This window comes from Rhodoferax sp. RT5P35, assembly GCF_056521385.1.
Window position 1 is genome coordinate 390,139 of record NZ_JBWMAX010000004.1, and the last position, 22,415, is coordinate 412,553.

General features: G+C 60.5%; 22 protein-coding genes and 2 pseudogenes. 12 read left to right on the plus strand and 12 right to left on the minus strand.

Translation table 11 applies throughout. From position 1 onward, the window contains the following. Positions 1-56: 56 nt before the first annotated feature. From AC097L_RS08375 to AC097L_RS08400, 6 genes are all read left to right on the plus strand, one after another. On the plus strand, positions 57-1,145 hold the full coding sequence (locus tag AC097L_RS08375) for an acyltransferase family protein (protein WP_479585873.1): 1,089 nt from the start codon (positions 57-59) through the stop codon (positions 1,143-1,145). After that, positions 1,142-2,617, plus strand: a complete 1,476-nt coding sequence (locus AC097L_RS08380; RefSeq protein WP_479585874.1) for a sensor histidine kinase N-terminal domain-containing protein — start codon at positions 1,142-1,144, stop codon at positions 2,615-2,617. The genes AC097L_RS08375 and AC097L_RS08380 overlap by 4 nt, the downstream gene beginning before the upstream one ends. 135 nt (positions 2,618-2,752) lie before the next feature. Beyond that, entirely contained in the window at positions 2,753-3,316 is a 564-nt protein-coding gene (locus AC097L_RS08385; RefSeq protein ID WP_479585875.1) for a sigma-70 family RNA polymerase sigma factor, read from the plus strand. Then, positions 3,313-3,528: an anti-sigma factor family protein gene (locus AC097L_RS08390; protein ID WP_479585876.1), complete on the plus strand. Its 216-nt coding sequence runs from the start codon at positions 3,313-3,315 to the stop codon at positions 3,526-3,528. The genes AC097L_RS08385 and AC097L_RS08390 overlap by 4 nt, the downstream gene beginning before the upstream one ends. A 187-nt stretch (positions 3,529-3,715) precedes the next feature. Further along, the gene (locus AC097L_RS08395; protein ID WP_479585877.1) at positions 3,716-4,081 is read left to right on the plus strand and encodes an RNA recognition motif domain-containing protein; all 366 of its coding nucleotides are present in this window, start codon (positions 3,716-3,718) and stop codon (positions 4,079-4,081) included. Positions 4,082-4,339: 258 nt separating this feature from the next. Further along, a complete protein-coding gene (locus tag AC097L_RS08400; RefSeq protein WP_479585878.1) occupies positions 4,340-4,915 on the plus strand; it encodes an RNA recognition motif domain-containing protein in 576 nt (191 codons plus the stop codon). A gap of 69 nt (positions 4,916-4,984) precedes the next feature. On the opposite strand, the gene AC097L_RS08405 is transcribed toward AC097L_RS08400, so the two are convergent. Genes AC097L_RS08405 through AC097L_RS08420 form a run of 4 tightly spaced genes read right to left on the minus strand, consistent with a single transcriptional unit; the run spans position 4,985 to position 7,943 of the window. Further along, complete coding sequence (locus tag AC097L_RS08405; protein ID WP_479585879.1) at positions 4,985-5,773, minus strand: SDR family oxidoreductase; 789 nt, start codon at positions 5,771-5,773, stop codon at positions 4,985-4,987. An 18-nt stretch (positions 5,774-5,791) separates the two neighbouring features. Then, on the minus strand, positions 5,792-6,412 hold the full coding sequence (lptC, locus tag AC097L_RS08410) for an LPS export ABC transporter periplasmic protein LptC (RefSeq protein WP_479585880.1): 621 nt from the start codon (positions 6,410-6,412) through the stop codon (positions 5,792-5,794). Beyond that, on the minus strand, positions 6,409-6,957 hold the full coding sequence (locus AC097L_RS08415; protein ID WP_479585881.1) for a KdsC family phosphatase: 549 nt from the start codon (positions 6,955-6,957) through the stop codon (positions 6,409-6,411). Before AC097L_RS08415 ends, lptC begins: the two co-directional genes overlap by 4 nt. Beyond that, a complete protein-coding gene (locus tag AC097L_RS08420) occupies positions 6,957-7,943 on the minus strand; it encodes a KpsF/GutQ family sugar-phosphate isomerase (RefSeq protein ID WP_479585882.1) in 987 nt (328 codons plus the stop codon). The genes AC097L_RS08415 and AC097L_RS08420 overlap by 1 nt, the downstream gene beginning before the upstream one ends. Before the next feature lie 40 nt (positions 7,944-7,983). Between AC097L_RS08420 and AC097L_RS08425 the strand changes: the two genes are divergently transcribed. Both AC097L_RS08425 and AC097L_RS08430 read left to right on the plus strand, forming a co-directional pair. After that, on the plus strand, positions 7,984-9,969 hold the full coding sequence (locus tag AC097L_RS08425) for a monovalent cation:proton antiporter family protein (protein WP_479585883.1): 1,986 nt from the start codon (positions 7,984-7,986) through the stop codon (positions 9,967-9,969). Positions 9,970-10,022: 53 nt separating this feature from the next. Next, entirely contained in the window at positions 10,023-10,577 is a 555-nt protein-coding gene (locus AC097L_RS08430) for an adenine phosphoribosyltransferase (RefSeq protein WP_479585884.1), read from the plus strand. Here AC097L_RS08430 and AC097L_RS08435 read toward each other — a convergent pair. From AC097L_RS08435 to rpmH, 7 genes are all read right to left on the minus strand, one after another. Continuing rightward, the gene (locus tag AC097L_RS08435; protein ID WP_479585885.1) at positions 10,554-11,090 is read right to left on the minus strand and encodes a hypothetical protein; all 537 of its coding nucleotides are present in this window, start codon (positions 11,088-11,090) and stop codon (positions 10,554-10,556) included. The two genes, AC097L_RS08430 and AC097L_RS08435, sit on opposite strands and share 24 nt — an antisense overlap. A gap of 28 nt (positions 11,091-11,118) precedes the next feature. Continuing rightward, the gene (locus AC097L_RS08440) at positions 11,119-11,595 is read right to left on the minus strand and encodes a Crp/Fnr family transcriptional regulator (protein WP_479585886.1); all 477 of its coding nucleotides are present in this window, start codon (positions 11,593-11,595) and stop codon (positions 11,119-11,121) included. Positions 11,596-11,613: 18 nt separating this feature from the next. Continuing rightward, positions 11,614-12,984, minus strand: coding sequence for a tRNA uridine-5-carboxymethylaminomethyl(34) synthesis GTPase MnmE (gene mnmE / locus AC097L_RS08445; RefSeq protein WP_479585887.1), 1,371 nt, complete (start codon positions 12,982-12,984; stop codon positions 11,614-11,616). A 73-nt stretch (positions 12,985-13,057) separates the two neighbouring features. Next, on the minus strand, positions 13,058-14,758 hold the full coding sequence (gene yidC, locus AC097L_RS08450; RefSeq protein ID WP_479585888.1) for a membrane protein insertase YidC: 1,701 nt from the start codon (positions 14,756-14,758) through the stop codon (positions 13,058-13,060). Further along, the gene (gene yidD, locus AC097L_RS08455; protein ID WP_479585889.1) at positions 14,755-15,027 is read right to left on the minus strand and encodes a membrane protein insertion efficiency factor YidD; all 273 of its coding nucleotides are present in this window, start codon (positions 15,025-15,027) and stop codon (positions 14,755-14,757) included. Before yidD ends, yidC begins: the two co-directional genes overlap by 4 nt. Further along, positions 15,024-15,476 carry a ribonuclease P protein component gene (locus AC097L_RS08460; RefSeq protein WP_479585890.1) on the minus strand — a complete coding sequence of 151 codons (453 nt, stop codon included), beginning with the start codon at positions 15,474-15,476 and terminating at the stop codon, positions 15,024-15,026. Before AC097L_RS08460 ends, yidD begins: the two co-directional genes overlap by 4 nt. A 32-nt stretch (positions 15,477-15,508) precedes the next feature. Continuing rightward, positions 15,509-15,643 carry a 50S ribosomal protein L34 gene (rpmH, locus tag AC097L_RS08465; RefSeq protein WP_092757190.1) on the minus strand — a complete coding sequence of 45 codons (135 nt, stop codon included), beginning with the start codon at positions 15,641-15,643 and terminating at the stop codon, positions 15,509-15,511. Between the two features lie 396 nt (positions 15,644-16,039). Between rpmH and dnaA the strand changes: the two genes are divergently transcribed. The 4 genes and pseudogenes from dnaA to AC097L_RS08485 all read left to right on the plus strand — a co-directional run. After that, positions 16,040-17,437 carry a chromosomal replication initiator protein DnaA gene (gene dnaA / locus AC097L_RS08470; RefSeq protein ID WP_479585891.1) on the plus strand — a complete coding sequence of 466 codons (1,398 nt, stop codon included), beginning with the start codon at positions 16,040-16,042 and terminating at the stop codon, positions 17,435-17,437. A 150-nt stretch (positions 17,438-17,587) separates the two neighbouring features. Beyond that, positions 17,588-18,694 (plus strand): DNA polymerase III subunit beta, encoded by a 1,107-nt coding sequence (gene dnaN / locus AC097L_RS08475; protein WP_479585892.1) that lies wholly within the window; start codon positions 17,588-17,590, stop codon positions 18,692-18,694. A gap of 109 nt (positions 18,695-18,803) precedes the next feature. Further along, positions 18,804-21,425 (plus strand): DNA topoisomerase (ATP-hydrolyzing) subunit B, encoded by a 2,622-nt coding sequence (gene gyrB / locus AC097L_RS08480; protein ID WP_479585893.1) that lies wholly within the window; start codon positions 18,804-18,806, stop codon positions 21,423-21,425. A 19-nt stretch (positions 21,426-21,444) separates the two neighbouring features. After that, positions 21,445-21,633, plus strand: a pseudogene (locus tag AC097L_RS08485) (transposase); the annotation flags it as partial. A gap of 123 nt (positions 21,634-21,756) precedes the next feature. On the opposite strand, the pseudogene AC097L_RS08490 reads toward AC097L_RS08485, so the two are convergent. Continuing rightward, positions 21,757-22,275 (minus strand): annotated as a pseudogene (locus AC097L_RS08490) (transposase); the annotation flags it as partial. Between the last annotated feature and the right edge of the window lie 140 nt (positions 22,276-22,415).

Consider the following 22,415-nt stretch of genomic DNA (forward strand, 5'->3'; position numbering starts at 1 on the left):
GGCTGGAGCAAAGATTTGAATTGTCGCGGGGCGGCTCCGGGCACAACGTGTGGCCCATGGAGGGCTTGCGCGGCTTTGCCGTGTTCCTGGTTTTTATCGTCCACTATGTGAGCTTGGCGCAACCCTGGATTGAAACCAATAGTGAGCTAATCCGGTTCACCGACGGGCTGCACACCATCGGCAATGTGGGCGTGGATTTGTTTTTTGTGCTCAGCGGGTATTTGATTTACGCGTCCTTGATGGCGCGGCCGCAGCCGTTTTTACGCTTTATGGGCCGCCGTGTTCAACGCATCTATCCCACTTTTGGGGTCGTATTGCTGGTCTACACCGTGATGTCTCTGGCACTGCCGAGTGGCAGCAAGATACCGAGTGCCCCCGTGCACGCTGTGGTGTATTGGTTGGCGAACTTTCTGTTGCTGCCTGGCCTGTTTCCGATCCAGCCTTTAATCACGGTAGCTTGGTCGTTGAGTTATGAAATTTTTTACTACCTGGCGTTGCCCTTGCTCATCTGGGTTTTCCGGCTGCGTAGCCGGTCAGCATCCTGGCGGGTGGTGTTTTTTGCCGCCATCGCCATCGGAATCGCCGTGTACTGCGCCCTCTTCACGGGGCCGGTCCGGCTAACCATGTTTATTGCGGGCATCTTGTTGCAAGAAGCTGTGCGCAGCGGCCTGCGCATGCCTTACATCACCAGCCGTGTAGCCCTTGTGGCCCTGCTGGTCGGGCTGCTTAACACCCTGCTGCCCACCGTGGGCTCGGTAGGCTACGTCTACAAAATCACCGTGCTGTTCGCCTCCTTCTTTACCCTTTGCTGGCTGTGTTTCGTGGTGCCGCAGGCCAGGCTACCGCGTGCATTTTCATGGACACCGTTGCGCTGGTTGGGCAATATGAGCTACTCCTACTATCTGGTACACGGGCTGGTGCTGCAAATCTATTTCTTGCTTTTGGCCCCGCGCCTGCCCCACAGCATGTACGGGCCAATCTTGTTCTGGGGCATGCTGGTGCCCTTGTTTTTGCTGACCATGTTGGGGGCTGCAGTGCTTTTTCTGCTCATTGAACGGCCCTTTTCTCTGGTGCCAATGGCAGCTGCGGGCAAATTCCACACCTCCACCTCCACCCCCACCGCCACCTCCACCTCCACCCAGTGAAAATCTTCCAGCGCGAGCAACGGTCCCTGTTCGGCGAAATCCTGGACTGGATGCTCACGCCCCTGCTGCTGCTATGGCCGATCAGCCTGGCTTTGACCTGGCTGGTGGCGCAGGGCATTGCGGGCAAGCCGTTTGACCGGGCGCTGGAATACAACGTACAGGCCCTGTCGCAATTGCTGGTGGTGTCGCAGCCGCACCAGGCGCAGTTCAATCTGCCCCTACCCGCCCGCGAATTCATGCGCGCCGACGACTCCGACCAGGTTTACTACCAGGTGTTGGGCGGGCGTGGCGAGTACCTCAGCGGTGAGCACGACTTCCCTGCGCCGCCCACTACCGAAAAGCCCGCTGAAGGCCCGGTGCACCTGCGCGACGACGAAATGCGCGGCCTCGACGTGCGCGTGGCCTACCTGTGGGTCACGCTGGACCTGCCCGGCAGCCCGCTGGCCCTGGTGCAAGTAGCAGAAACGCGCGAAAAGCGCTCGGTACTGGCGACCGAAATTATCAAGGGCGTGATGCTGCCGCAGTTCGTCATTCTGCCGCTGGCGGTGCTGCTGGTATGGCTGGCACTGGCGCGCGGCATCCAGCCACTGAAGAGCCTGGAAGAGCGCATCCGCGCCCGCACCTCGGACGACCTGAGCCCGTTGGACGAAAAAACCGTGCCGCTGGAGGTTGCGCCGCTGGTCTCGTCCGTCAACGACCTGCTCAACCGTCTCAAAGACTCCATCGCCACCCAAAAACGCTTTCTGGCCGATGCCGCCCACCAGCTCAAAACCCCGCTGGCGGGGCTGCGCATGCAGGCCGACCTGGCCCAGCGCGAAGGCACCAGCACGGCCGAACTCAAACGCTCGTTGCAGCAAATTGGCCGCTCTAGCGTGCGCGCCACCCACACCGTCAACCAACTGCTGGCCTTGGCTAGGGCCGAAAACGGCAGCGTCAGCCTGAGCCTGCAGCTCTGCGACCTGGCCCGCCTGACCATGGACGTGGTGCGCGACTCCGTGCCCCGCGCGCTGGAAAAACGCATCGACCTGGGTTATGACGGTGCCGAGCCCGGCAGCCCCGACGTGCAGCTCAACGGCAACCCTACACTCATCAAGGAGCTGGTGCGCAACCTGGTGGACAACGCCATCAACTACACCCCCTCGGGCGGCATCATTACCGCCCGCGTGTTGGCCGATACGGCCACTCCCATCGGCCCCATCAGCCCGATTGGCCGCGCCACGGCCAGTGTGCTGCTGCAGGTCGAAGACACCGGCCCCGGCATCCCCGAGGCTGAGCGCCCGCTGGTGTTCCAGCCCTTCTACCGCGCCCTGGGCACTGAAGCCGACGGCTCCGGCCTGGGCCTGTCCATCGTCCAGGAAATCGCGCGCCAGCACAGCGCAGAAGTAACGCTGGAAGATGCCCGCGCAGATGCGGCGACGCCGGGCATACGGGTGGCGGTGCGGTTTGCGAGGGCAACATCCGGGGTGGAGTGAAAACACCCGCCTTGGTGCTCGGCCCCTAAACGGCACTACGCCGGACCGGCATCAACCGCCATCGGCAGGTAACGCAAAGCAGGCCTGTGCGTTGTGCTGCACCGCTGAAAAACCTATCGGTGATACTTCGGCCCCATGGATTTCCAAAACGAACTGGCGACACACCGCAGCTATTTGCTGCGCTTTGCCCGCCTGCAATTGCGCAACGATGCCTGGGCCGAAGATGCGGTGTCCGAGACCTTGCTGGCCGCTTTGAGCAAGCCGCAGTCGTTTGGCAGCCGTTCGCAGCTCAAGACCTGGCTGGTGGGCATCCTCAAACACAAGGTGCTGGATGTGTTTCGGCACAACGCCCGCGAAGTGTGTCTGGACACTGATAGCGAATGGGCCGACGAGCTGGACAACCTGGTGTTCAAGACCGACGGCCATTTCGCGCAGACCACCGCCGAGTGGGGCAACCCCGAGCAGGATTTGAGCTCACGCCAGTTTTTCCAGGTCATGGAGGTCTGCACCGAAAAACTGCCCGCCATGCTGGGCCGGGTGTTTTTGATGCGCGAATGGCTGGAGCTGTCCAGCGACGATATTTGTAAGGAACTGGGTTTAACGCCGACCAACCTCTATGTCCAATTGCACCGCGCCCGACTGCGGCTGCGCGAATGCCTGGAACTCAACTGGTTTGGCACATCGAAGGAGACCGTGTGATCCCGCTACGACGGACCTGTAAACAAGCTGCCGCCCTCATGGTGGCCCGCGAAGACCGCCGTATTGCGCTGTCCGACGCGGTGGCGCTGCGCCTGCATTTGATGGCCTGCAAAGCCTGCCCCCGGTTTGAACGCCAGCTGCTCACCATGCGCCACGCCATGCGGCAATGGCGCCACTACGGCGCTAAAGATAGTGAAGAGAACGGGCTGTAAAGCAACAAGATCGCAAGTTTTTGTGGCTTCTTGGCCAGATGCAGGCATAATCACGAGGTTCTGTCATTAAGTGGCAGTACGAGTTTGCGGTGATTGGTCAGTTTCGCGTCTGCTTTAGTCTTCAATGGTTTGTTGATTGCGGTTATCGGACTCCATCGCGTTTTGCGTTTTTTAGAGGAGTCCTTTCATGGGCAACAAACTTTACGTAGGCAACCTGCCTTATTCTTTCCGCGATGAAGACATGCAACAGGCTTTCAGCCAGTTCGGCTCCATCTCCAGCGCCAAGGTCATGATGGAACGTGACACCGGCCGCTCCAAGGGTTTCGGCTTTGTCGAAATGGGCAGCGATGCAGAAGCACAAGCTGCTATCAAGGGCATGAACGGTCAAGCTATGGGCGGCCGTAATCTGGTTGTCAACGAAGCACGTCCGATGGAAGCACGTCCTCCCCGCTCCGGTGGCGGCGGCGGTGGCTACGGTGGTGGCAATGGCGGCGGCTACGGCGGCGGCGGCAATGGTGGCGGCGGCTACGGCGGTGGCCGCAACAGCTACTAAAATTTGTTCGCTTGGGGCTTGCGCCTCTGCCACAAAATAAAAAAGGGTCATCATGGCCCTTTTTTGTTGTCCGGAATTTACAGGCTCATGGACAGGCGCATTTTTTATTTGAATTCCACCGAAGTCGCCGCATAATATAAAAGTGTGGTTTACTTTTCCATACGCGTTTGCGGTGTCGATCGGTTTCGCGTCCTAAGTTTTCAGATTGCGTTTTCGGGATTCCATCGCTTTATTAATGTGTTTTTGAGGAGTCCCTTGATGGGCAACAAACTGTACGTCGGCAATCTGCCTTACTCCGTGCGCGACAGCGATCTGGAACAATCTTTTGGCCAGTTCGGTAGCGTCACCAGCGCCAAAGTCATGATGGAGCGCGACACCGGCCGCTCCAAAGGCTTTGGTTTTGTCGAAATGGGTAGCGATGCCGAAGCACAAGCGGCTATCAACGGCATGAATGGCCAGCCCCTAGGCGGCCGTAGTTGCGTTGTCAACGAAGCCCGCCCCATGGAGGCGCGTCCCCCCCGCACTGGCGGCGGTGGTGGATACGGCGGTGGTGGATACGGCGGTGGTGGTGGCGGCGGCGGTTATGGTGGTGGTGGTGGCCGTAGCGGCGGTGGCGAAGGTGGCGGCGGTTACGGCGGCGGCGGTGGTCGCAGTGGCGGCGGCGGTTACGGCGGTGGTGGTGGCCGTGGCGAAGGTGGTGGTGGCGGTTACGGCGGCGGCGGTGGTCGCAGTGGTGGCGGCGGCGGCGACGGTGGTTTTCGTAGCCCCTACGGTTCCGGCCCCCGAGGCGGTGGCGGTGGTAATGGCGGCGGCGGTGGCCGTGGCGGTTACTAATGCGTTAACCGGGATTTCATCACACTCAAAAAGGCTCTTAGGAGCCTTTTTTGTTTCTACGCGCTGTATTCAATGGGTTTCAGAATTGACAGACTGCCGGGGTTTGCGGGCCCGGCCCACCAATAACTTGTCAAACAGGGCATTGGGCAATAAGCGCATTAACTTGGCCACGATACCCATCTGCCACGGAATGACCCGGTAGCTGACACCCGCCTCTATGGCCGCAAAAGCCTTATTGGCAAAGGCTTCTGGTTGCATTAAAAACGGCAGGCTATAGCCGTTTTTTTGTGTCAAGGGCGTATTGATATAACCAGGGCAAATTGTCACCACCTTGACCCCGCTGGGTCGCAGCTCACCGCGCAAACTTTCACAATAAGCAATCACCGCAGCCTTGCTCCCACAGTAAGCCCCATGGCCAGGGAGACCGCGGATACCTGCCACGCTGCCAATTCCCACCAAAGCCCCACTCCCCCGCTGCACCATGGCCTGTAGGAAAGGGTGGAAAGTTGCTGCCATACCGGTGTTGTTGGTGGCAAAAATTTTCGCCATCACGGCCATATCTTCCAGCATGGCGGTGTCCATACCAATGCTGATGCCCGCGCTGGCAACCACCACGTCCGGCACGCCCTGGCTGGCGATGCAGGCCCTGCCTGCAGCGATGATGCTGTCAGGAGCCGCCACGTCCGCACTATATATTTGATAGCTACTCGTGCTGATTCCCTGTGCGCTAGCCCATGATTCAACCACTGAAGCACGTCGGGCCACCAAAGCCAGCCTGTAGCCAGCCTGAAAAAACCGCAGAGCCATGGCCTGGCCCAGGCCGCTGGAGGCACCCGTGATGAAAACCAGTTTGGACATGCGCTTCCTTGGGCGGCCTTATTTGGCAGGCAGGGGTATCAAAATGCCTTTGACACGCCCGTCGAGCTGCATCTGGCGGTCGAGATTGTTGTAATCCATGGAGTCAGCGGTAAAGGTATCTGCGCCCCGCACCAAGGTGACGGGTTTGTTCGAACGCACCCGCTCGGTCTCCAGATAGGCATGCAAAAAGTCGCTGCGAAACTCCATTTTGGGCTGCACCACCACGCCTTTGTCCACTACCGCCTGGCGCACTACCACAGCATTGCCAAACAACTGCACCTCGGAGCCATCGCCATTGCTCAGGCCCCGGTCGGCGGTGGACACGGTGACCAGGCCCTGCGGATTCACCGAGCGAATGCGCACCTGGCTGATTTCCACCGTGTCGGTGTCGGGAAAGTGGTGGGCCTCGGTGCCGAAAACTTCGCTTTTCAAGTGGCCCTGGGCGTCAAAGTTCTTCACCGAAAAGTTGCGCATGAAGTAGTCTGACTCGTGCGTCAGAGGGGCCGCCACATCGGCCGTCGCAAAAATCGGCGTGTTACACACCAGCCAGTAGCTGCCCAAGGCCAGTACACCCATCAACAAAATAGGCAGGTAGATCGACAGGCGGTTCCACGCAGACTGCAGCATCGCCGTCGTCATGCCAGGTACGCTTGCAGCAGCGCATCGTAGCGGCCGCTGGCCACCAGCAGCAGATCACAAAACTCGCGGGCCGCACCGTGGCCACCAGAGCGTTGCGTAACATAGTGGGCCGCCGCGAGCACCTCGGCCTGGGCGTTGACAGGGGCGCAGGCCAAAGCAGAACGGCGCATCACCGGCAGATCGGGCCAGTCGTCGCCCATGGCCGCCGCCTGGGACCAGTCCAGCCCGAGTTCAGCCAGGATTTTTTCGGCCGCTGGGCGCTTGTCTTCCGTGCCAAAAACCGCATGGGCGATGCCCAGGGCTTGCAAACGCGCACGCAAGGGCTGGGAGTCGCGACCGGTGATGATGGCGGGGGTGATACCGGCTTTTTGCAGCAGCTTGAGGCCGTGGCCGTCCAGCGTATTGAAGCGCTTAAGGGTTTCGCCAGACTCCGAAAAATACAGGCCACCGTCGGTCAGCACCCCATCGACATCGAAAAAAGCAACACGTATGTCCTGGGCTTGCAGCAGTAGTTCGGGCGGGAAATGGAGTGCCGGGGTGGACATCAAATGACCTTCGCCCGCATCAAGTCGCCAATATGCACCACACCTACCAGCACGCCGCCGGGTTCCACCACCAGCACGTTGGTAATGCGGTGGCGCTCCATCAGTTCGGCCGCATCGACCGCCAGCGCCTGGGGCTGGATGCTGCGCGGATGCAGGTGCATGACTTCACGCGCCCGTGCGGCCCGCAGGTCTACGCCGTTTTCAACCAGGCGGCGCAGGTCGCCATCGGTAAACACGCCCAGCACCTGCTGCTGCGCATCCACGATGGCGGCCAGACCTCCCTTGGCACTCATCTCGCGCATCATGTCGCCCAACAGGGTGTCAGGGTTGACGCGCGGCACCTCTTCGCCAGAGCGCATCACGTCGCTGACATGGGTGAGCAGCTTGCGGCCCAGCGCGCCACCGGGGTGGGAGCGGGCAAAGTCTTCGGGCTGGAAGCCGCGCGCATCCAGCAAGGCCACGGCCAGCGCGTCGCCCAGCGCCAATTGGGCGGTGGTACTGGCGGTGGGGGCCAGGTTCAGTGGGCAGGCTTCTTTGTCCACGCCTCCGTCCAGCACTTCGGTAGCGTGGCGGGCCAGGGTGGATTGCAGGCCGCCGGTGATGGCAATCAAGGGCACGCCCTGGCGCTTGAGCACCGGCAGCAGAATGGTGATCTCGGAGGACTCGCCGCTGTTGGAGATGGCCAGTACGATGTCGCGAGGCTCGATCATGCCCAGGTCGCCATGGCTGGCCTCGCCAGGGTGCACAAACATCGCCGGGGTGCCGGTGGATGCCAGGGTGGCGGCGATCTTGCGGCCCACATGGCCGCTTTTACCCATGCCCATGACCACCACGCGGCCCTGCACATTCAGCACCAATTGCACGGAGCGGGCAAAGGCCTCGGTCAGGCGGTTTTTCAGGCCTGCAACGGCTGCAGCTTCAATATCAAAGGTATCAGACGCTTGGCGCAGAGCCCGCGCTGCGTCAAAGGGAGGAGCAGATGTCATGGCCGTGATTCTATCGGCGTGCCCTTGTTAGCATAGGCCTATGACCGGACTCGAACTGACCCTGATGTACTTGCTGGCCGCCGTGCTGGGGGTGGTCACGTTCCGTTCACTGAAACTGCCGCCCATGCTCGGTTATCTGGTGGTGGGCGTGGTGATTGGGCCCAATGCGCTGGCGCTGGCGCAGAATTCCGAGGGCATCAAGCACCTAGGGGAGTTTGGGGTGGTGTTTCTGATGTTTGTAATCGGGCTGGAATTCAACCTGTCCAAACTGCGGGCCATGCGCCAGCATGTGTTCGGGCTGGGCCTTTTCCAGGTCACCATCACCATGCTGCTGGCCACGTTTGCGTCTCTGGCGCTGGCGATCGCCGCACCCAAGCTATGGCATATAGAGTGGCAAACGGCTTTGGCACTGTCGGGGGCGCTGGCCATGAGCAGTACCGCCATTGTGGTCAAGCTGATGGCCGAGCGGCTCGAAATGGAATCCGAGCATGGCAAGCGCGTCATGGGCGTGCTGCTGTTCCAGGATCTGGCGGTGGTGCCCTTGCTGGTACTGATCCCGGCGCTGGGCTCGTCCCCCGAACAACTTCTGACCTCGTTGGCACTGGCATCGCTCAAAGCCGCAGCCTTGATCACCGTGCTGCTGGTGGGCGGACAGCGGGTGATGCGCTGGTGGCTAACCATCGTGGCGCGGCGCAAGAGCGAAGAGCTTTTTGTGCTTAACCTGCTGCTGATCACACTGGGCCTGGCCTGGCTGACCGAACTGGCCGGCCTGAGCCTGGCGCTCGGGGCTTTCATCGCGGGTATGCTGATTTCTGAAACCGAATACAAGCACCAGGTGGAAACCGATATCCGCCCGTTCCACGATGTGCTGCTGGGCCTGTTTTTCATCACCATCGGCATGTTGCTGGACTGGCGGCTGGTGCTGGACCACTGGCCCTTGGTGCTGTTGCTGGTGAGCTTGCCGGTGCTGTTCAAGCTGGCGATGGTGACGGCGCTGGCACGGCTGCTGGGTGGCACCATGGGGGTGTCGCTGCGTACCGGGCTGTACCTGGCGCAGGCAGGTGAATTTGGCTTTGTGCTGCTGACGCTGGCGCAGGAAAACCGGCTCGTGCCTCCGTTTTTGCTGAATCCGATTCTGGCCAGCATGGTGCTGTCGATGTTGGCCACACCCTTCATCATCATGTTCAGCAACAAGATCGTGATGAAACTGGTCAGCAGCGAGTGGCTGCAGCAGTCGCTGCAAATGACACACATCGCCCGCAAATCCATCAATGCCAACAAGCACGTGATCATCTGCGGTTACGGCCGCTGCGGGCAAAATCTGGCCCGCATGCTGGAGCGCGAAGGCATTCCCTACATGGCGCTCGATCTGGACCCGGACCGCGTTCGCCAGGCCGCCGCTGCGGGCGATTCTGTGGTGTTTGGCGATGCAGCCCGGCTGCAGGCGCTGATGGCGGCGGGCCTGGCGCGGGCCAGCGCGGTGGTCATCACCTACCTGGATGTAGCGGGCGCACTCAAGGTATTGGCCCATACCCGCGCCCATGCACCCCAGGTACCGGTGATTGTGCGCACCCAGGACGACCATGATCTGGAGAAACTGCGCCAGGCCGGTGCCACCGAAGTCGTGCCCGAGGCGATTGAAGGCTCGCTGATGCTGGCCAGCCATGCGCTCGCCTTGGTGGGTGTGCCGATGCGCCGGGTGATCCGGGTGGTGCAGGACCAGCGCGATGCGCGCTACAACCTGCTGCGCGGCTACTTCCACGGGGCTGACGACAACGGTGTAGACGAGCTGCACCACGAGCGCCTGACCACCCTCACGCTGACGATTGCCGCCAAATGCCTGGGCAAGCCTTTGGGCCGACTAGCCCTGCACGCCGTGGGAGTACGGGTGATCAGTTTGCGGCGCAAAAATGGCAAAACCGAGGAGCCCGGCGACAGTGTGTTGCTGCAGGATGGCGACACCCTGGTGCTGTCCGGCGAGGCCGCGACCCTGGCCTTGGCCGAAGATAAGTTTTTAAAGGGCTGAAGCGGGTAGGCCAAGGCACAATAGCCACCCTCCTCTCCTTTAGTGACACTCCCATGACAAGCTTCAGCGTCAACGCGTACCTCAAGGCCCATATGCGTACGGTGCCCGACTGGCCCGCGCCCGGCGTACAGTTTCGGGACATCACCCCGCTGCTGCAAAACCCGCGCGTCTTCCGCGTGATGATCGACGCCTTTGTGCACCGCTATATGGACCCTGCGCTGCGCCCGGACGTGGTAGCCGGCCTGGATGCGCGCGGCTTCATCCTGGGTGCCGTGGTGGCTTATGAGCTCAACATCGGCTTTGTACCGATTCGTAAAAAGGGCAAACTGCCGTTCACCACGGTAGAAGAAACCTACGAGTTGGAGTACGGCAGCGCCACCGTGGAACTGCACACCGATGCCGTCAAACCGGGAGACCGGGTGCTGCTAATCGACGATTTGATCGCCACCGGCGGCACCATGATGGCTGGTAAAAAGCTGCTCGAAAAGCTCGGTGCTACAGTGGTCGAAGGCGCGGCAATCGTCGATCTGCCCGAGCTGGGTGGTTCCAACAAACTGCGCGAAAGCGGTTTGTCCTTGTTTACGCTAGTGGATTTTTCCGGGCACTGAGGGCAGCCGAGAGGCCGCTTCCAAGGCCTGTTGGAAGGCGGCCACCTCATCATCTTGCAAGGGTTCATAACGGCCCACGCCACCCGCCAAGCTGACCCTGTCCGATGGACCAGGCTCCGGACCCGAAAGGCTAGCAGGAACGCTGGGCGACCCAACCACTAGCTCAGAATTGTTGCGCCAATACACCGAAGTAATCACCAGACCATGCTGGGCTTGTGCGGTCTGGACCACTTGCGCCTCAATGCGCGACCTCCACCCTGCATCACCACCCCAAGGTGGTGCCACATCCACCATCACCAGAAATTGCTGACCCTGGTCGTCCAACGCCAGCACCTTGAATTTAAAGCAGGCTGTTTGCACACCGGCTTGTACCAGTGAGGTACGAACCACCGCATACAAGCGCTCTCGGCGGTCGATCCGTGCGTCCCGCAATGGGTCTGGGTCGGGCATAGCGGTATGGACCGCATCCGCAGCGGCTTGGGGTTTGCGCGAAAACCAGTTTAAAAAAGACATGTTTTTGCCTTCCTTTGGGGCAGCTCACTCATGTCACCGCGACACGGTATCGGCTGTGTATCAAACGCTTGGCCACCACCGCACCCGCACCCATGGCCAGCGCCAGGGCCAGTTCGGGCTTGCGGTGGGCCATTTCGGTAAAACGCATGGGGGACAAACCCCACAAGACGCAGGTACTGCCCGCCTGCACTGTGGCACTGCGCGGCATGGCGGTAAAAAAACTGCCTTCCCCCACCACACTTCCAGCGCCCACAATCGCCAGCCGGATGCGGCTCTCGGCATCTTCAAAGTGCACGCTCAAGCTGCCACTGGCCACAAAGTAAAGGGTGCGGTCCATCGACCCCTGTTTAAACAACACATCGCCGTGCGGCAGCGTCAACGGCTGCAAATACTGCGCCAATTCCACCCATTGGGAGGGCACCAGGTTCAGGTTCAGGCCGTCCTGGGCTTTGTTCAGCAGCAATGCATCAATGAGTCCTTGGAGATCGGGCACTGCAGTGGTCATAGTCCGAGTTTATGGCATTCATTTACCAATGCAAAAGCTGGAAAAAATCACCCCCAGCAAATCGTCTGCACTGAAGGCCCCGGTGATCTCGTTCAAGGCATTTTGGGCCAGCCGCAGCTCTTCGGCCAGCAGGTCCAGCAACTGCGCCTGTGCCGCCAAATGCGCCATGGCTGCATCCACATGCGCCTCGACGCGTTGCAAGGCCTGCACATGGCGGGCCCGGGCGATAAAAACACCTTCGGGCGAGGCTTGCCAACCGGCTACGTCCAGCAGCTTGTGGCGCAGGGCATCCAGCCCGGCACCGGTTTTAGCGGACAGAGCCAGCAGGCCAGTGGTGGCCTGGTGCGAGTCCAGCTTGTTCCAAACGTCGATCACCGGCACGCGAGGCGGCAGCTTCTGGGCCAGCTCAGTGGCGATGGCGGCATCGGCAGCTTGGTAGTCGGCCAGGTCGGCACGGGTCAGGTCGTGCAAAAACAGCACCGTATCCGCGGCTTCGATCTCGGCCCAGGCGCGCTCGATGCCGATGGCCTCGATGGCATCCTCGCTGCGGCGCAGCCCGGCGGTATCGATCACGTGGATGGGCACGCCTTCGATCTGGATGGTTTGGGCCACCTTGTCGCGCGTGGTGCCGGCAATGGGGGTGACGATGGCCAGCTCGGCCCCGGCCAGGGCGTTCAGCAAGGACGACTTGCCCGCGTTCGGCTGGCCCGCAATCACCACCTTGATGCCTTCGCGCAGCAAAGCGCCCTGGCGGGTGCGTTGCATCACAGTCACCAGTTTTTGCTGTAGTTTTGATAGCTGCCCGTGCGCATCTGCCTTGCGCAGGAAGTCGATTTCTTCTTCAGGAAAGTCTAGCGTGGCTTCGACCAGCATACGCAGGTGGACCAGACCATCGCGCAGGGCGTGGATCTCGTGCGAGAACTCGCCCGACAGCGAACGGGCTGCGCTGCGGGCCGCCGCCTCGGTGCTGGCATCGATCAGGTCGGCGATGGCTTCGGCCTGGGCCAGATCGATTTTGTCGTTCAGGAACGCGCGCTGGGTAAATTCGCCGGGCTGGGCCAGCCGCACGCCGCTGGCCGCACCGGCCTCCAGGCAGCGCGCCAGCAGGAGTTGCAGCACCACCGGCCCGCCGTGGGCTTGCAGCTCCAGCACATCTTCACCCGTATAGGAGTGCGGGGCCGGGAAATGCAGGGCCAGGCCATGGTCGATGGCCCCACCCGCCGCGTCGCGAAACGGCAGGTACGTGGCCTCACGCGCTTTGAGCGGGCGCCCACACAGGGCCTCAATGACCGGGCCAATGTGCTTACCGCTGACCCGCACGATGCCAACCGCGCCCCGGCCGGGTGCGGTGGCGATGGCGGCGATGGGATCAAAGTTACGGCTGTGCATGGCGTGAAATCTTCCAGAAAAAAAGCCGCCCAACCCGGAGGTTCAGCGGCTTTGGTACACCACAGGGGCGGTGTTATTTGAACGAGGGCAAATGGAACTTCGGTGGAACACCCATGCGGGTGTTAATGATCCACTGCTGGGCGATCGACAAGGCGTTGTTGGTAATCCAGTACATCACCAGCCCGGCCGGGAAGAAGAAGAACATCACTGAGAACGCCAACGGCATGAACCACATCATTTTGGCTTGCAGCGGGTCCGGCGGTGCGGGATTCAGCGAGGTTTGCAGCATGGTGGTCATGGCCATCAGCACCGGCAAGATGTAGAACGGATCGGGCGACGACAGGTCATGGATCCACAGCGCCCAGGGCGCATTGCGCATTTCCACGCTGGACAGCAGCACCCAGTACAGCGCCATGAACACCGGAATCTGGACCATGATGGGGAAGCAGCCGCCCATCGGGTTGATCTTTTCTTCGCGGTAAATCTTCATCATAGCCTGCTGCATTTCGGCAGGCTTGTCTTTCAGGCGCTCACGCATTTCGGTGATGCGGGGGTTGATGGCCTTCATCTTGGCCATGCTGGAATAAGCCTTTGCGTTGAGCCAGTAGAAGGCGATCTTCAGCAACAGCACCAGGGCCACAATCGACCAACCCCAGTTCATGAGCACGCTATGGATCTTGTCGAGCAGCCAGTACAACGGCTCGGCCAGAATCTTGACCCAGCCGTAGTCCTTCACCAGCTCCAGTCCGGGGGTCAGCGACTCCAATAGTTTTTCAAGCTGTGGGCCCACAAACATGCGGGCGTCCACCGACTTGCTGGCACCGGGCGCAATGTCGTTCATCGGCGTGATCATGCCGACCGCGTAAAGGTTGGTATCGACCTTGCGCATGAACAGGTCGCGCTGAATGCCGTCGCCCAGCAGCCAGGCGCTGGCAAAGTAATGCTGCACCATGGCCACATAGCCGGTGGTGGAGGTCTTTTCAATATCGACCTTGTTTTCTTCGATCTTCTTGAACTCGACCTTTTGGTACTTCATGGCATCGGTGTAAACCGCAGGACCGGTGAAGGTCGAGTAGAACGAGGACTCGCCCGGTGGCTTGTTGCCGTCGCGTACCAGTTGCAGGTAAAGCTGGGGCGATACCGCGGTGGTGCCGACGTTTTGCACTTCATGCTTCACGTGGATCACATAGGAACCACGGGCCAGCGAGTAGGTCTTGACCAGCTTGATGCCGCCCACCACGGGGGATTCAAAACGCACCGTCAGGTCCTTGGCGTCTTCTGCCAAAGTGCGTTCGCCGGGCACCAAAGTCATTAACGTCTTGTGGCTGGGCAGGGCCGCGCCACCGACAGAACCGACACCGGCAATCAGACCGGTCTGGGCTTGGTAATAGCGGTCTTTGCTGTCGTCGAGCAAGACAAAGTTCTTCGACTTGTCGGCCATATCGACCTGGCCTAGCAACTCGGAACGCACCAGGGAGCCGCCTTCGGTGTCAAAGGTCAGCTTCAGCAAGTCGGTGGTGACCAGCACCTGCTCTTTGGTGGCTGCGGGCGCAGCGGGATCGACGGGTACCTGGGCCACCCCGGCTGCAGGCGTAGCGGCTACGGGTGCGGGTACCGAGGAGGCACCTGCCGCAGGCTTGGCCAAAGCCGCCTGCTCAACGGGTGATGGAAAGAAGGTTGCTTTATGGCCGTTGAAAACTTGCCATTTGTCCCACAGCAACACCATAGAAAAACCAAAAATCACCCACAGGATGGTTCGGCGAATATCGTTCATGAAGACTTCTTATGTGAAGAGGAGGAAAGCAAGGGAGAAAAAAGCCGGGGACGCTCGTGCGGAGGCAGGTCGAGTCCACCGTCGCACCAGGGGTGGCAGCGCGCCAGCCGCCTCAGCGTCAAATAAGAACCTGCAGCCGCGCCATGCCGCTCTAAAACCGCCAATGCGTACACCGAACAAGTGGGTTCGAACCGGCATGCGGAACCCAGCCACGGGCTGAGCAGCAACCGGTAGCCACGCACCACCCCCACTAGCAAGGACTGCATCATGGCGCAGACTCCGCTTTGGTGACAGCCATGCCAAACAACTGCTCCAGCTCGGTACGCACCGCCAACTTGAGCGGCTCGGACGTAGCACTGAGAAACACCTTGCGGTCAAACACGGCACGCAGTCGTACCACGTGGGCCGCTTGCGGAAAGCGCGGCTCGAAAGCCTGGACCACCTGGTAAATCTGGCGCTTGATGGCGTTGCGGGTCACCGCACGCTTGGCCCAGCGCTTGGGTGCCATGGCACCCACCCACACGTCCTCAACGCCAAACAGAGCCTGCGGTCGCATGGACTCGGGCTCTGTAGGAGAGGGCGTGGATTTAGCGGTAGTTTTGGGCGGCACGGGAAGCACATCCAAAGTAGCACGGTGCAACGCAAAATGCGGTGTCCGAGCCACGGTTTTACCCGCTAAAACGGCCTGAAACTGCGCCCGCGTTTTAAGTCGCTGCACGGCAGGTTTCAGACCGAAGTCAGTGCGCCAGCTTAGACAGCCAGACGCTTGCGGCCTTTGGCGCGGCGAGCATTGATAACGGCACGGCCGCCACGGGTTTTCATGCGAACCATGAAACCATGGGTACGGGCACGCTTGATTTTCGACGGTTGGTAAGTGCGTTTCATGATGACATCCTAGAAGAGTTCGGATTGGCGGCCCCTCTGAAGGTGCGTTGCCAAAAATGGGGGGCGGTTGAATGCCCTTTTGATGGACCCTGAAGCTATAGGCTTGGCACCACCTTCAGTGACACAAAACCCGCTACACCCATCTCCATCTGTTCGATACCCCAAAGCCTTAACTCACGCTACTCACGCGAGGCCCGGAAACTGTCTAGATGAATTTAGTCAGGGAAACCCGGCATTATGGCAAATTTTTTGGGGCGTGGCAAGATATGCCTCGGCGAGAGGCATGCCCAGGCAGCGCGCAAGCCATTCGCGGCAAATTGTGGATAAGGGCGGGACAAACTACAATGGTAGGTTCGCCGATCCCTCATTTATCCACAGAAGTAGACACCCCCCACAATGACAGAGGGAACCCCCACCAACACCGGCGCAGGCCACAGCCTATGGCAAGCCTGCGCAGAGCAGTTGGCCCAAGAACTACCCGAGCAGCAGTTCAACACCTGGATCAAGCCTCTGGTCGCGCAGGTCAACGACGACTTCTCCAAAGTCACTTTGTTTGTCGCCAACCGCTTCAAGCTGGACTGGATCCGTGCACAGTACGTGGGCCGCATCAGCGCCCTGCTGGAAAAGCTGTACGGCCAAACCATTCCGCTTGAGTTAGTCCTTACTCCGCGAGAAGCCCAGGTGCGTGTACATGCCACGGCGCTGACACCCCAGGGCGTAGGCGCGATTCCCGAGCCCACTGTCGCCGCCGAAGACCCGGCCCAGGCGCAATTCAAAAACCGCCTGAACACCGCGCTGACCTTTGACACGCTGGTCGAAGGTACGGCCAACCGCATGGCCCGCGCAGCTGCCATGCACGTGTCCGGTACGCCCGGCCAGCTGTACAACCCGTTGTTCATTTACGGCGGCGTGGGCCTGGGCAAGACCCATTTGATGCACGCCGTGGGCAACCGTTTGCTGGCCGACCGGCCCGATGCCAAAGTTCTCTACATCCATGCGGAACAATTTGTATCGGATGTGGTTAAGGCCTACCAGCGCAAGACTTTTGACGAATTCAAAGAGCGTTACCACTCGCTGGATCTGTTGCTGATTGACGACGTGCAGTTCTTCGCCAACAAGGACCGCACGCAAGAAGAGTTCTTCAACGCTTTTGAGGCGCTGCTGACCAAAAAGTCCCACATCGTGATGACCAGCGACACCTACCCCAAGGGCCTGGCCGACATCCACGAGCGCCTGGTATCGCGCTTCGACTCCGGGCTGACGGTGGCCATCGAGCCGCCCGAGCTGGAAATGCGCGTCGCCATTTTGATCAACAAATCGCGCGCCGAGGGCACCGAGATGCCCGAGGAAGTGGCGTTTTTCGTGGCCAAGAACGTGCGCTCCAACGTGCGCGAGCTCGAAGGCGCGCTGCGCAAATGCCTGGCCTATTCGCGTTTCAACCAAAAAGAAATGTCGATCCAGCTGGCCCGCGAGGCCCTGCGTGACTTGTTGTCCATCCAGAATCGGCAGATTTCGGTGGAAAACATCCAGAAGACGGTGGCCGATTACTACAAGATCAAGGTCGCCGACATGTATAGCAAGAAGCGCCCGGCCAGCATTGCCCGGCCGCGCCAGATTGCGATGTACCTGGCCAAGGAGTTGACGCAAAAAAGCCTGCCTGAGATCGGCGAGCTGTTTGGTGGCCGCGACCACACCACGGTGCTGCACGCGGTGCGCAAAATCGGCGGTGAACGCCAACAGCTCACCGAGCTGAACCAGCAATTGCACGTGCTGGAGCAAACATTAAAGGGTTAGGACTTACGCTGCGTACCCTGTGCTGCCCTCTGGGCGTACGGGGGACTTGCGTAAGTCCTGAAGGCTGTCCAAAAGTGCAGATAAAAACAGGGAAAATCGGGCTTGCCGGTATTTTCCAAAAAGCTTGTTTCTAAAAATTATGGGGTTGACATGATCGTTTTGAAGGCAACACAAAGCAAGGTTCTCGCAGTTCTGCAGTCGGTCGCCGGGATTGTGGAGCGCAAGCACACCCTGCCGATTCTGGCCAACGTGATGCTGCGCAAAACCGGCAGCACGGTGCAGCTGACCACCAGCGACCTGGAAATCCAGATCCGCACCAGCGCCGAGCTCGACGGAGATGCTGGCGACTTCAGCACCACCGTGGGGGCCCGCAAGCTGATCGATATTCTGCGCACCATGCCCGCCGACCAGACCGTGTCGCTCGAGTCCAGCCAAAACAAGCTCATCCTCAAGGGCGGCAAGAGCAAGTTCACGCTGCAAACCCTGCCCGCCGAAGACTTTCCGCTGGTGCAAGAGGCGGCCAACTTTGGCCCCGTGTTCAGCGTGCCACAAAAAACCCTGAAAGCCCTGCTGGGCCAGGTGTCGTTTGCCATGGCGGTGCACGACATCCGCTACTACCTGAACGGTATCTTGTTTGTGGCCGAAGGCAACCAGCTCAGCCTGGTGTCTACCGACGGCCACCGCCTTGCCTTTGCCTCGGCCGCGCTGGACGTGGAAGTGCCCAAGCAAGAGGTGATCTTGCCGCGCAAAACCGTGCTGGAAATGCAGCGCCTGCTCAGCGATGCCGAGGGCGCGATCGAGATGCAGTTTGCCAACAACCAGGCCAAGTTCAGCTTTGACGGCATGGAGTTCGTTACCAAGCTGGTCGAGGGCAAGTTCCCCGACTACAACCGCGTGATTCCCAAGAACCACCAGAACCACATCACCCTGGGCCGCCAGGCCTTTTTGTCCAGCCTGCAGCGCACCGCGATTCTGACCAGCGACAAGTTCAAGGGTGTGCGCCTGAACGTCGAACCGGGTTCCTTGCGCGTCGCGTCGAACAATGCCGAACAAGAAGAAGCCGTGGACGAGCTGGACGTGGACTACGGCGGCGACAGCATCGAGATTGGTTTCAACGTCACCTACCTGATCGACGCGCTGGCCAATATGCAGCAAGACATGGTCACCATCTCGCTGGGCGACAGCAACAGCTCGGCCCTGCTGACCATTCCCGAGAACGAGAGCTTCAAATACGTCGTGATGCCGATGCGTATTTAACGCTATAGAAATAGTAGCTAAAGGCCTATGCGTTATATGCGCTGGAGGCCTATTTTCCTTATAAATCACGCTCCATGGGGGGCATGCCCTCCCACCAGCAGAGTACGCCATGACCGAAGAAAACAAGCCCGTCCCTACCACCCCTCCTGTCCCAACCGATGCCGAATCTATGGAAGCGGTAAACACGGGCGACAGCACGGCCGGCAGCTCCAACTTCCAGCCCACCATCGACACCAACCAGGCGGGTGCCACCGAAGCCTACGGCGAAGGCTCGATCCAGATCCTGGAAGGCCTGGAGGCAGTGCGCAAGCGCCCCGGCATGTACATCGGCGACACAAGCGACGGCACCGGCTTACACCACCTGGTGTTCGAGGTGGTGGACAACTCCATCGACGAATCGCTGGCCGGCCATTGCGACGACATCCTGGTCACCATCCACTCCGACAACTCCATCAGCGTGGTGGACAACGGCCGCGGCATCCCCACCGGCATCAAGATGGACGATAAGCACGAGCCCAAACGCAGTGCCGCTGAAATCGCCCTGACCGAGCTGCACGCGGGCGGCAAGTTCAACCAGAACAGCTACAAGGTCTCGGGCGGCCTGCACGGCGTGGGCGTGAGCTGCGTGAACGCACTCAGCAAAATGCTGCGCCTGACCATCCGCCGCGACGGCAAGGTCCACGTGATGGAATTCAGCAAGGGCTTTGTGCAAAACCGCCTGCTGGAAACCGTGAACGGCGTGGAAGTCTCGCCCATGAAGATCATCGGCGACACCGAAAAGCGCGGCACCGAAGTGCACTTCGCACCCGACCTGGAAATCTTCCAGACCAACTCCGACTTCCACTACGAAATCTTGAGCAAGCGCCTGCGCGAACTCAGCTTCTTGAACAACGGCGTGAAGATCCGACTCAAGGACGAGCGCAGTGGCAAAGAAGACGATTTCTCGGGCGCTGGCGGCGTGAAGGGCTTTGTGAACTTCATCAACAAGGGCAAGACGGTGTTGAACCCTAACATCTTCCACGCCATGGGCGACCGCCAGAGCGACCAGAACACCAACATCGGCGTGGAAGTGGCTATGCAGTGGAACAGCGGCTACAACGAGCAAGTGCTGTGCTTCACCAACAACATCCCCCAGCGCGACGGCGGCACCCACCTCACCGGCCTGCGCGCCGCCATGACGCGGGTCATCAACAAATACATCGACGATAGCGAAATCGCTAAGAAAGCCAAGGTCGAAGTCACCGGCGACGACATGCGCGAAGGCCTGACCTGCGTGCTCAGCGTGAAAGTGCCTGAGCCTAAATTCAGCAGCCAGACCAAAGACAAGCTGGTGTCCAGCGAAGTGCGCGGCCCGGTGGAAGACATCGTCAGCCGCCTGCTGCACGACTACCTGCAAGAGCGTCCGGCAGATGCCAAGATCATCGTCGGCAAAATCATCGAAGCTGCCCGCGCCCGCGAAGCCGCCCGCAAGGCCCGCGACATGACCCGCCGCAAAGGCGTGCTCGACGGCATGGGCCTGCCCGGCAAACTGGCCGACTGCCAGGAAAAAGACCCCGCCATGTGCGAGATCTACATCGTCGAGGGCGACTCCGCCGGTGGCTCCGCCAAGCAGGGCCGCGACCGTAAGTTCCAGGCCATCCTGCCTCTGCGCGGCAAGATCCTGAACGTCGAAAAAGCCCGGTATGAGAAGCTGCTCACCAGCAACGAAATCCTGACGCTGATCACCGCCCTGGGCACCGGCATCGGCAAAGCCGGTGGCACCACCGGCAACGACGACTTCAACGTCGCCAAGCTGCGCTACCACCGCATCATCATCATGACCGATGCCGACGTGGACGGCGCGCACATCCGCACCCTGCTGCTCACCTTCTTCTACCGCCAAATGCCCGAGCTGGTGGAGCGCGGCCACATCTACATCGCGCAGCCGCCGCTGTACAAGGTCAAGGCCGGCAAGGAAGAGCTGTACCTGAAAGATGCCAGCGCGCTAGACGGCTTCCTGCTGCGCATCGCGCTCATACACGCCTCGGTCTACACCGGTGGCGACAATGGCAGCACGCTCAGCGGCGACACCCTGGCCGAGCTGGCGCGCAAGCACCAACTGGCCCAGGCCGTCATCGCCCGCCTGCAAAACTTCATGGATGCCGAAGCCCTGCGCTCGGTGGCCGATGGCGTGGCACTGAACCTGGACACCGTGGCCGACGCCGAAGTGTCCGCCGCCGCCCTGCAAGCCCGCCTGCCCGATGCCGAAGTGGCCGGTGAGTTCGACGTGCGCACCGACAAACCCATCCTGCGCATCAGCCGCCGCCACCACGGCAACATCAAGAGCAGCGTGCTCACGCAAGACTTCGTGCACGGCTCCGACTACGCCGCCCTGGCCGAAGCCGCCAACACCTTCAAAGATTTGTTGAGCGAAGGCGCCAAAGTCATGCGCGGCGAAGGCGAGCGCCAAAAGGAAGAAAAGGTCAGCGACTTCCGCCAAGCCATGGCCTGGCTCATCGCCCAAGCCGAACACGCCACCAGCCGTCAGCGCTACAAGGGCCTGGGCGAAATGAACCCCGCCCAGCTCTGGGAAACGACGATGGACCCCACCGTGCGCCGCCTGCTGCGCGTACAGATCGACGACGCCATCGAAGCCGACCGCGTGTTCACCATGCTGATGGGCGACGAGGTGGAGCCACGGCGGGAGTTTATTGAGACGAATGCGCTGCGGGCGGGGAATATTGACGTTTGATGTTGAGGGGATTTGCAGCAAGAACCGCAACAAGTCCAAGATACTCGCCCGGGTAGAGCACGTCTTTGGTGTGGTCAAGCAACTGTGGGGCTTTACCAAGGTGCGCTACCGGGGGCTAGAGAAGAATGCGACGCGGGCATTCACTGCCCTGGCGCTGGTCAACATCTACCTGGGGCGCCAAGAGCTGGTGGCACAGGTGCTTCCATAAGGGCGCAAAGTGGGCCAAAAGACCCGCAAACCGAGCCCCCAGAGGCTGGGAAACAGGGCGGTTTTAGTTGAATTCAATGAATTCTCGGGATCTGCACTACAGAAGCACGCTTTAACTAGCCTTATTCAGCGTTGCCTTAAGTTCGGCTTCGGGGCTTTGCATGTGGGCGTAGCCCATGGCTTTGTGGCGGCTGGCGTTGGCTTTGAGCTTGGTGCCGTCTACGGCAATGGTGCCCAGCTTGACTAGGCCCATCTCGCGGGTCAGGCGCACGGCTTGGGTGAAGAGTTCGGTGAATTCCACCAGGTGTTGGGCACGGAAGTCGCAGATGGTGTGGTGGACGGGGAAGTTATCCGCCCCCAGTACCCGAAAGGCGATATCCTCATGCAGCCTCTTGGCGATCTTGCGTGGGCTAAACACACCCGTGGCATAGGCGTAGACCTGGACTTTGACCATCATGGCTGGATGCAGGGGCTGGTTGAGTGAACCACCGACTGCGTAGCGGGCATGGAGGGCGGCCAGGTTGAGGCTGTCTATGGTGTCGCTGATGAAGTACGCCAGATGGCTCTGGGGGAACCAGTCTTGCAGGGCCGGCGGCAATAGTTGCTGTTGCTCGGGGTGGTAGGAAACGTAGCTGGTGCGCATGCCCCATCTCAGCAGGCCTCATGCCAAGATTCGTCCCCGAAACGGGGTTCTGCCGTCCAGAATCCTAGGAAGCGCAGGCCCCGGCTACGCTGCCGATTGGCGATGGCCGCCCGCGCCATCCACGGGGGTTGGGCTGCGAA

Coding starts and splice junctions, on each gene's coding strand:
- AC097L_RS08385 (WP_479585875.1), top strand. CDS start 2,753: ATGGATTTCCAAAACGAACTGGCGACACACCGCAGCTATTTGCTGCGC.
- AC097L_RS08440 (WP_479585886.1), bottom strand. CDS start 11,595: ATGACCACTGCAGTGCCCGATCTCCAAGGACTCATTGATGCATTGCTG.
- AC097L_RS08420 (WP_479585882.1), bottom strand. CDS start 7,943: ATGACATCTGCTCCTCCCTTTGACGCAGCGCGGGCTCTGCGCCAAGCG.
- AC097L_RS08400 (WP_479585878.1), top strand. CDS start 4,340: ATGGGCAACAAACTGTACGTCGGCAATCTGCCTTACTCCGTGCGCGAC.
- gyrB (WP_479585893.1), top strand. CDS start 18,804: ATGACCGAAGAAAACAAGCCCGTCCCTACCACCCCTCCTGTCCCAACC.
- AC097L_RS08435 (WP_479585885.1), bottom strand. CDS start 11,090: ATGTCTTTTTTAAACTGGTTTTCGCGCAAACCCCAAGCCGCTGCGGAT.
- AC097L_RS08430 (WP_479585884.1), top strand. CDS start 10,023: ATGACAAGCTTCAGCGTCAACGCGTACCTCAAGGCCCATATGCGTACG.
- rpmH (WP_092757190.1), bottom strand. CDS start 15,643: ATGAAACGCACTTACCAACCGTCGAAAATCAAGCGTGCCCGTACCCAT.
- yidD (WP_479585889.1), bottom strand. CDS start 15,027: ATGATGCAGTCCTTGCTAGTGGGGGTGGTGCGTGGCTACCGGTTGCTG.
- lptC (WP_479585880.1), bottom strand. CDS start 6,412: ATGACGACGGCGATGCTGCAGTCTGCGTGGAACCGCCTGTCGATCTAC.
- AC097L_RS08375 (WP_479585873.1), top strand. CDS start 57: ATGGAGGGCTTGCGCGGCTTTGCCGTGTTCCTGGTTTTTATCGTCCAC.
- AC097L_RS08395 (WP_479585877.1), top strand. CDS start 3,716: ATGGGCAACAAACTTTACGTAGGCAACCTGCCTTATTCTTTCCGCGAT.
- mnmE (WP_479585887.1), bottom strand. CDS start 12,984: ATGCACAGCCGTAACTTTGATCCCATCGCCGCCATCGCCACCGCACCC.
- AC097L_RS08405 (WP_479585879.1), bottom strand. CDS start 5,773: ATGTCCAAACTGGTTTTCATCACGGGTGCCTCCAGCGGCCTGGGCCAG.
- dnaN (WP_479585892.1), top strand. CDS start 17,588: ATGATCGTTTTGAAGGCAACACAAAGCAAGGTTCTCGCAGTTCTGCAG.
- yidC (WP_479585888.1), bottom strand. CDS start 14,758: ATGAACGATATTCGCCGAACCATCCTGTGGGTGATTTTTGGTTTTTCT.
- AC097L_RS08415 (WP_479585881.1), bottom strand. CDS start 6,957: ATGTCCACCCCGGCACTCCATTTCCCGCCCGAACTACTGCTGCAAGCC.
- dnaA (WP_479585891.1), top strand. CDS start 16,040: ATGACAGAGGGAACCCCCACCAACACCGGCGCAGGCCACAGCCTATGG.
- AC097L_RS08425 (WP_479585883.1), top strand. CDS start 7,984: ATGACCGGACTCGAACTGACCCTGATGTACTTGCTGGCCGCCGTGCTG.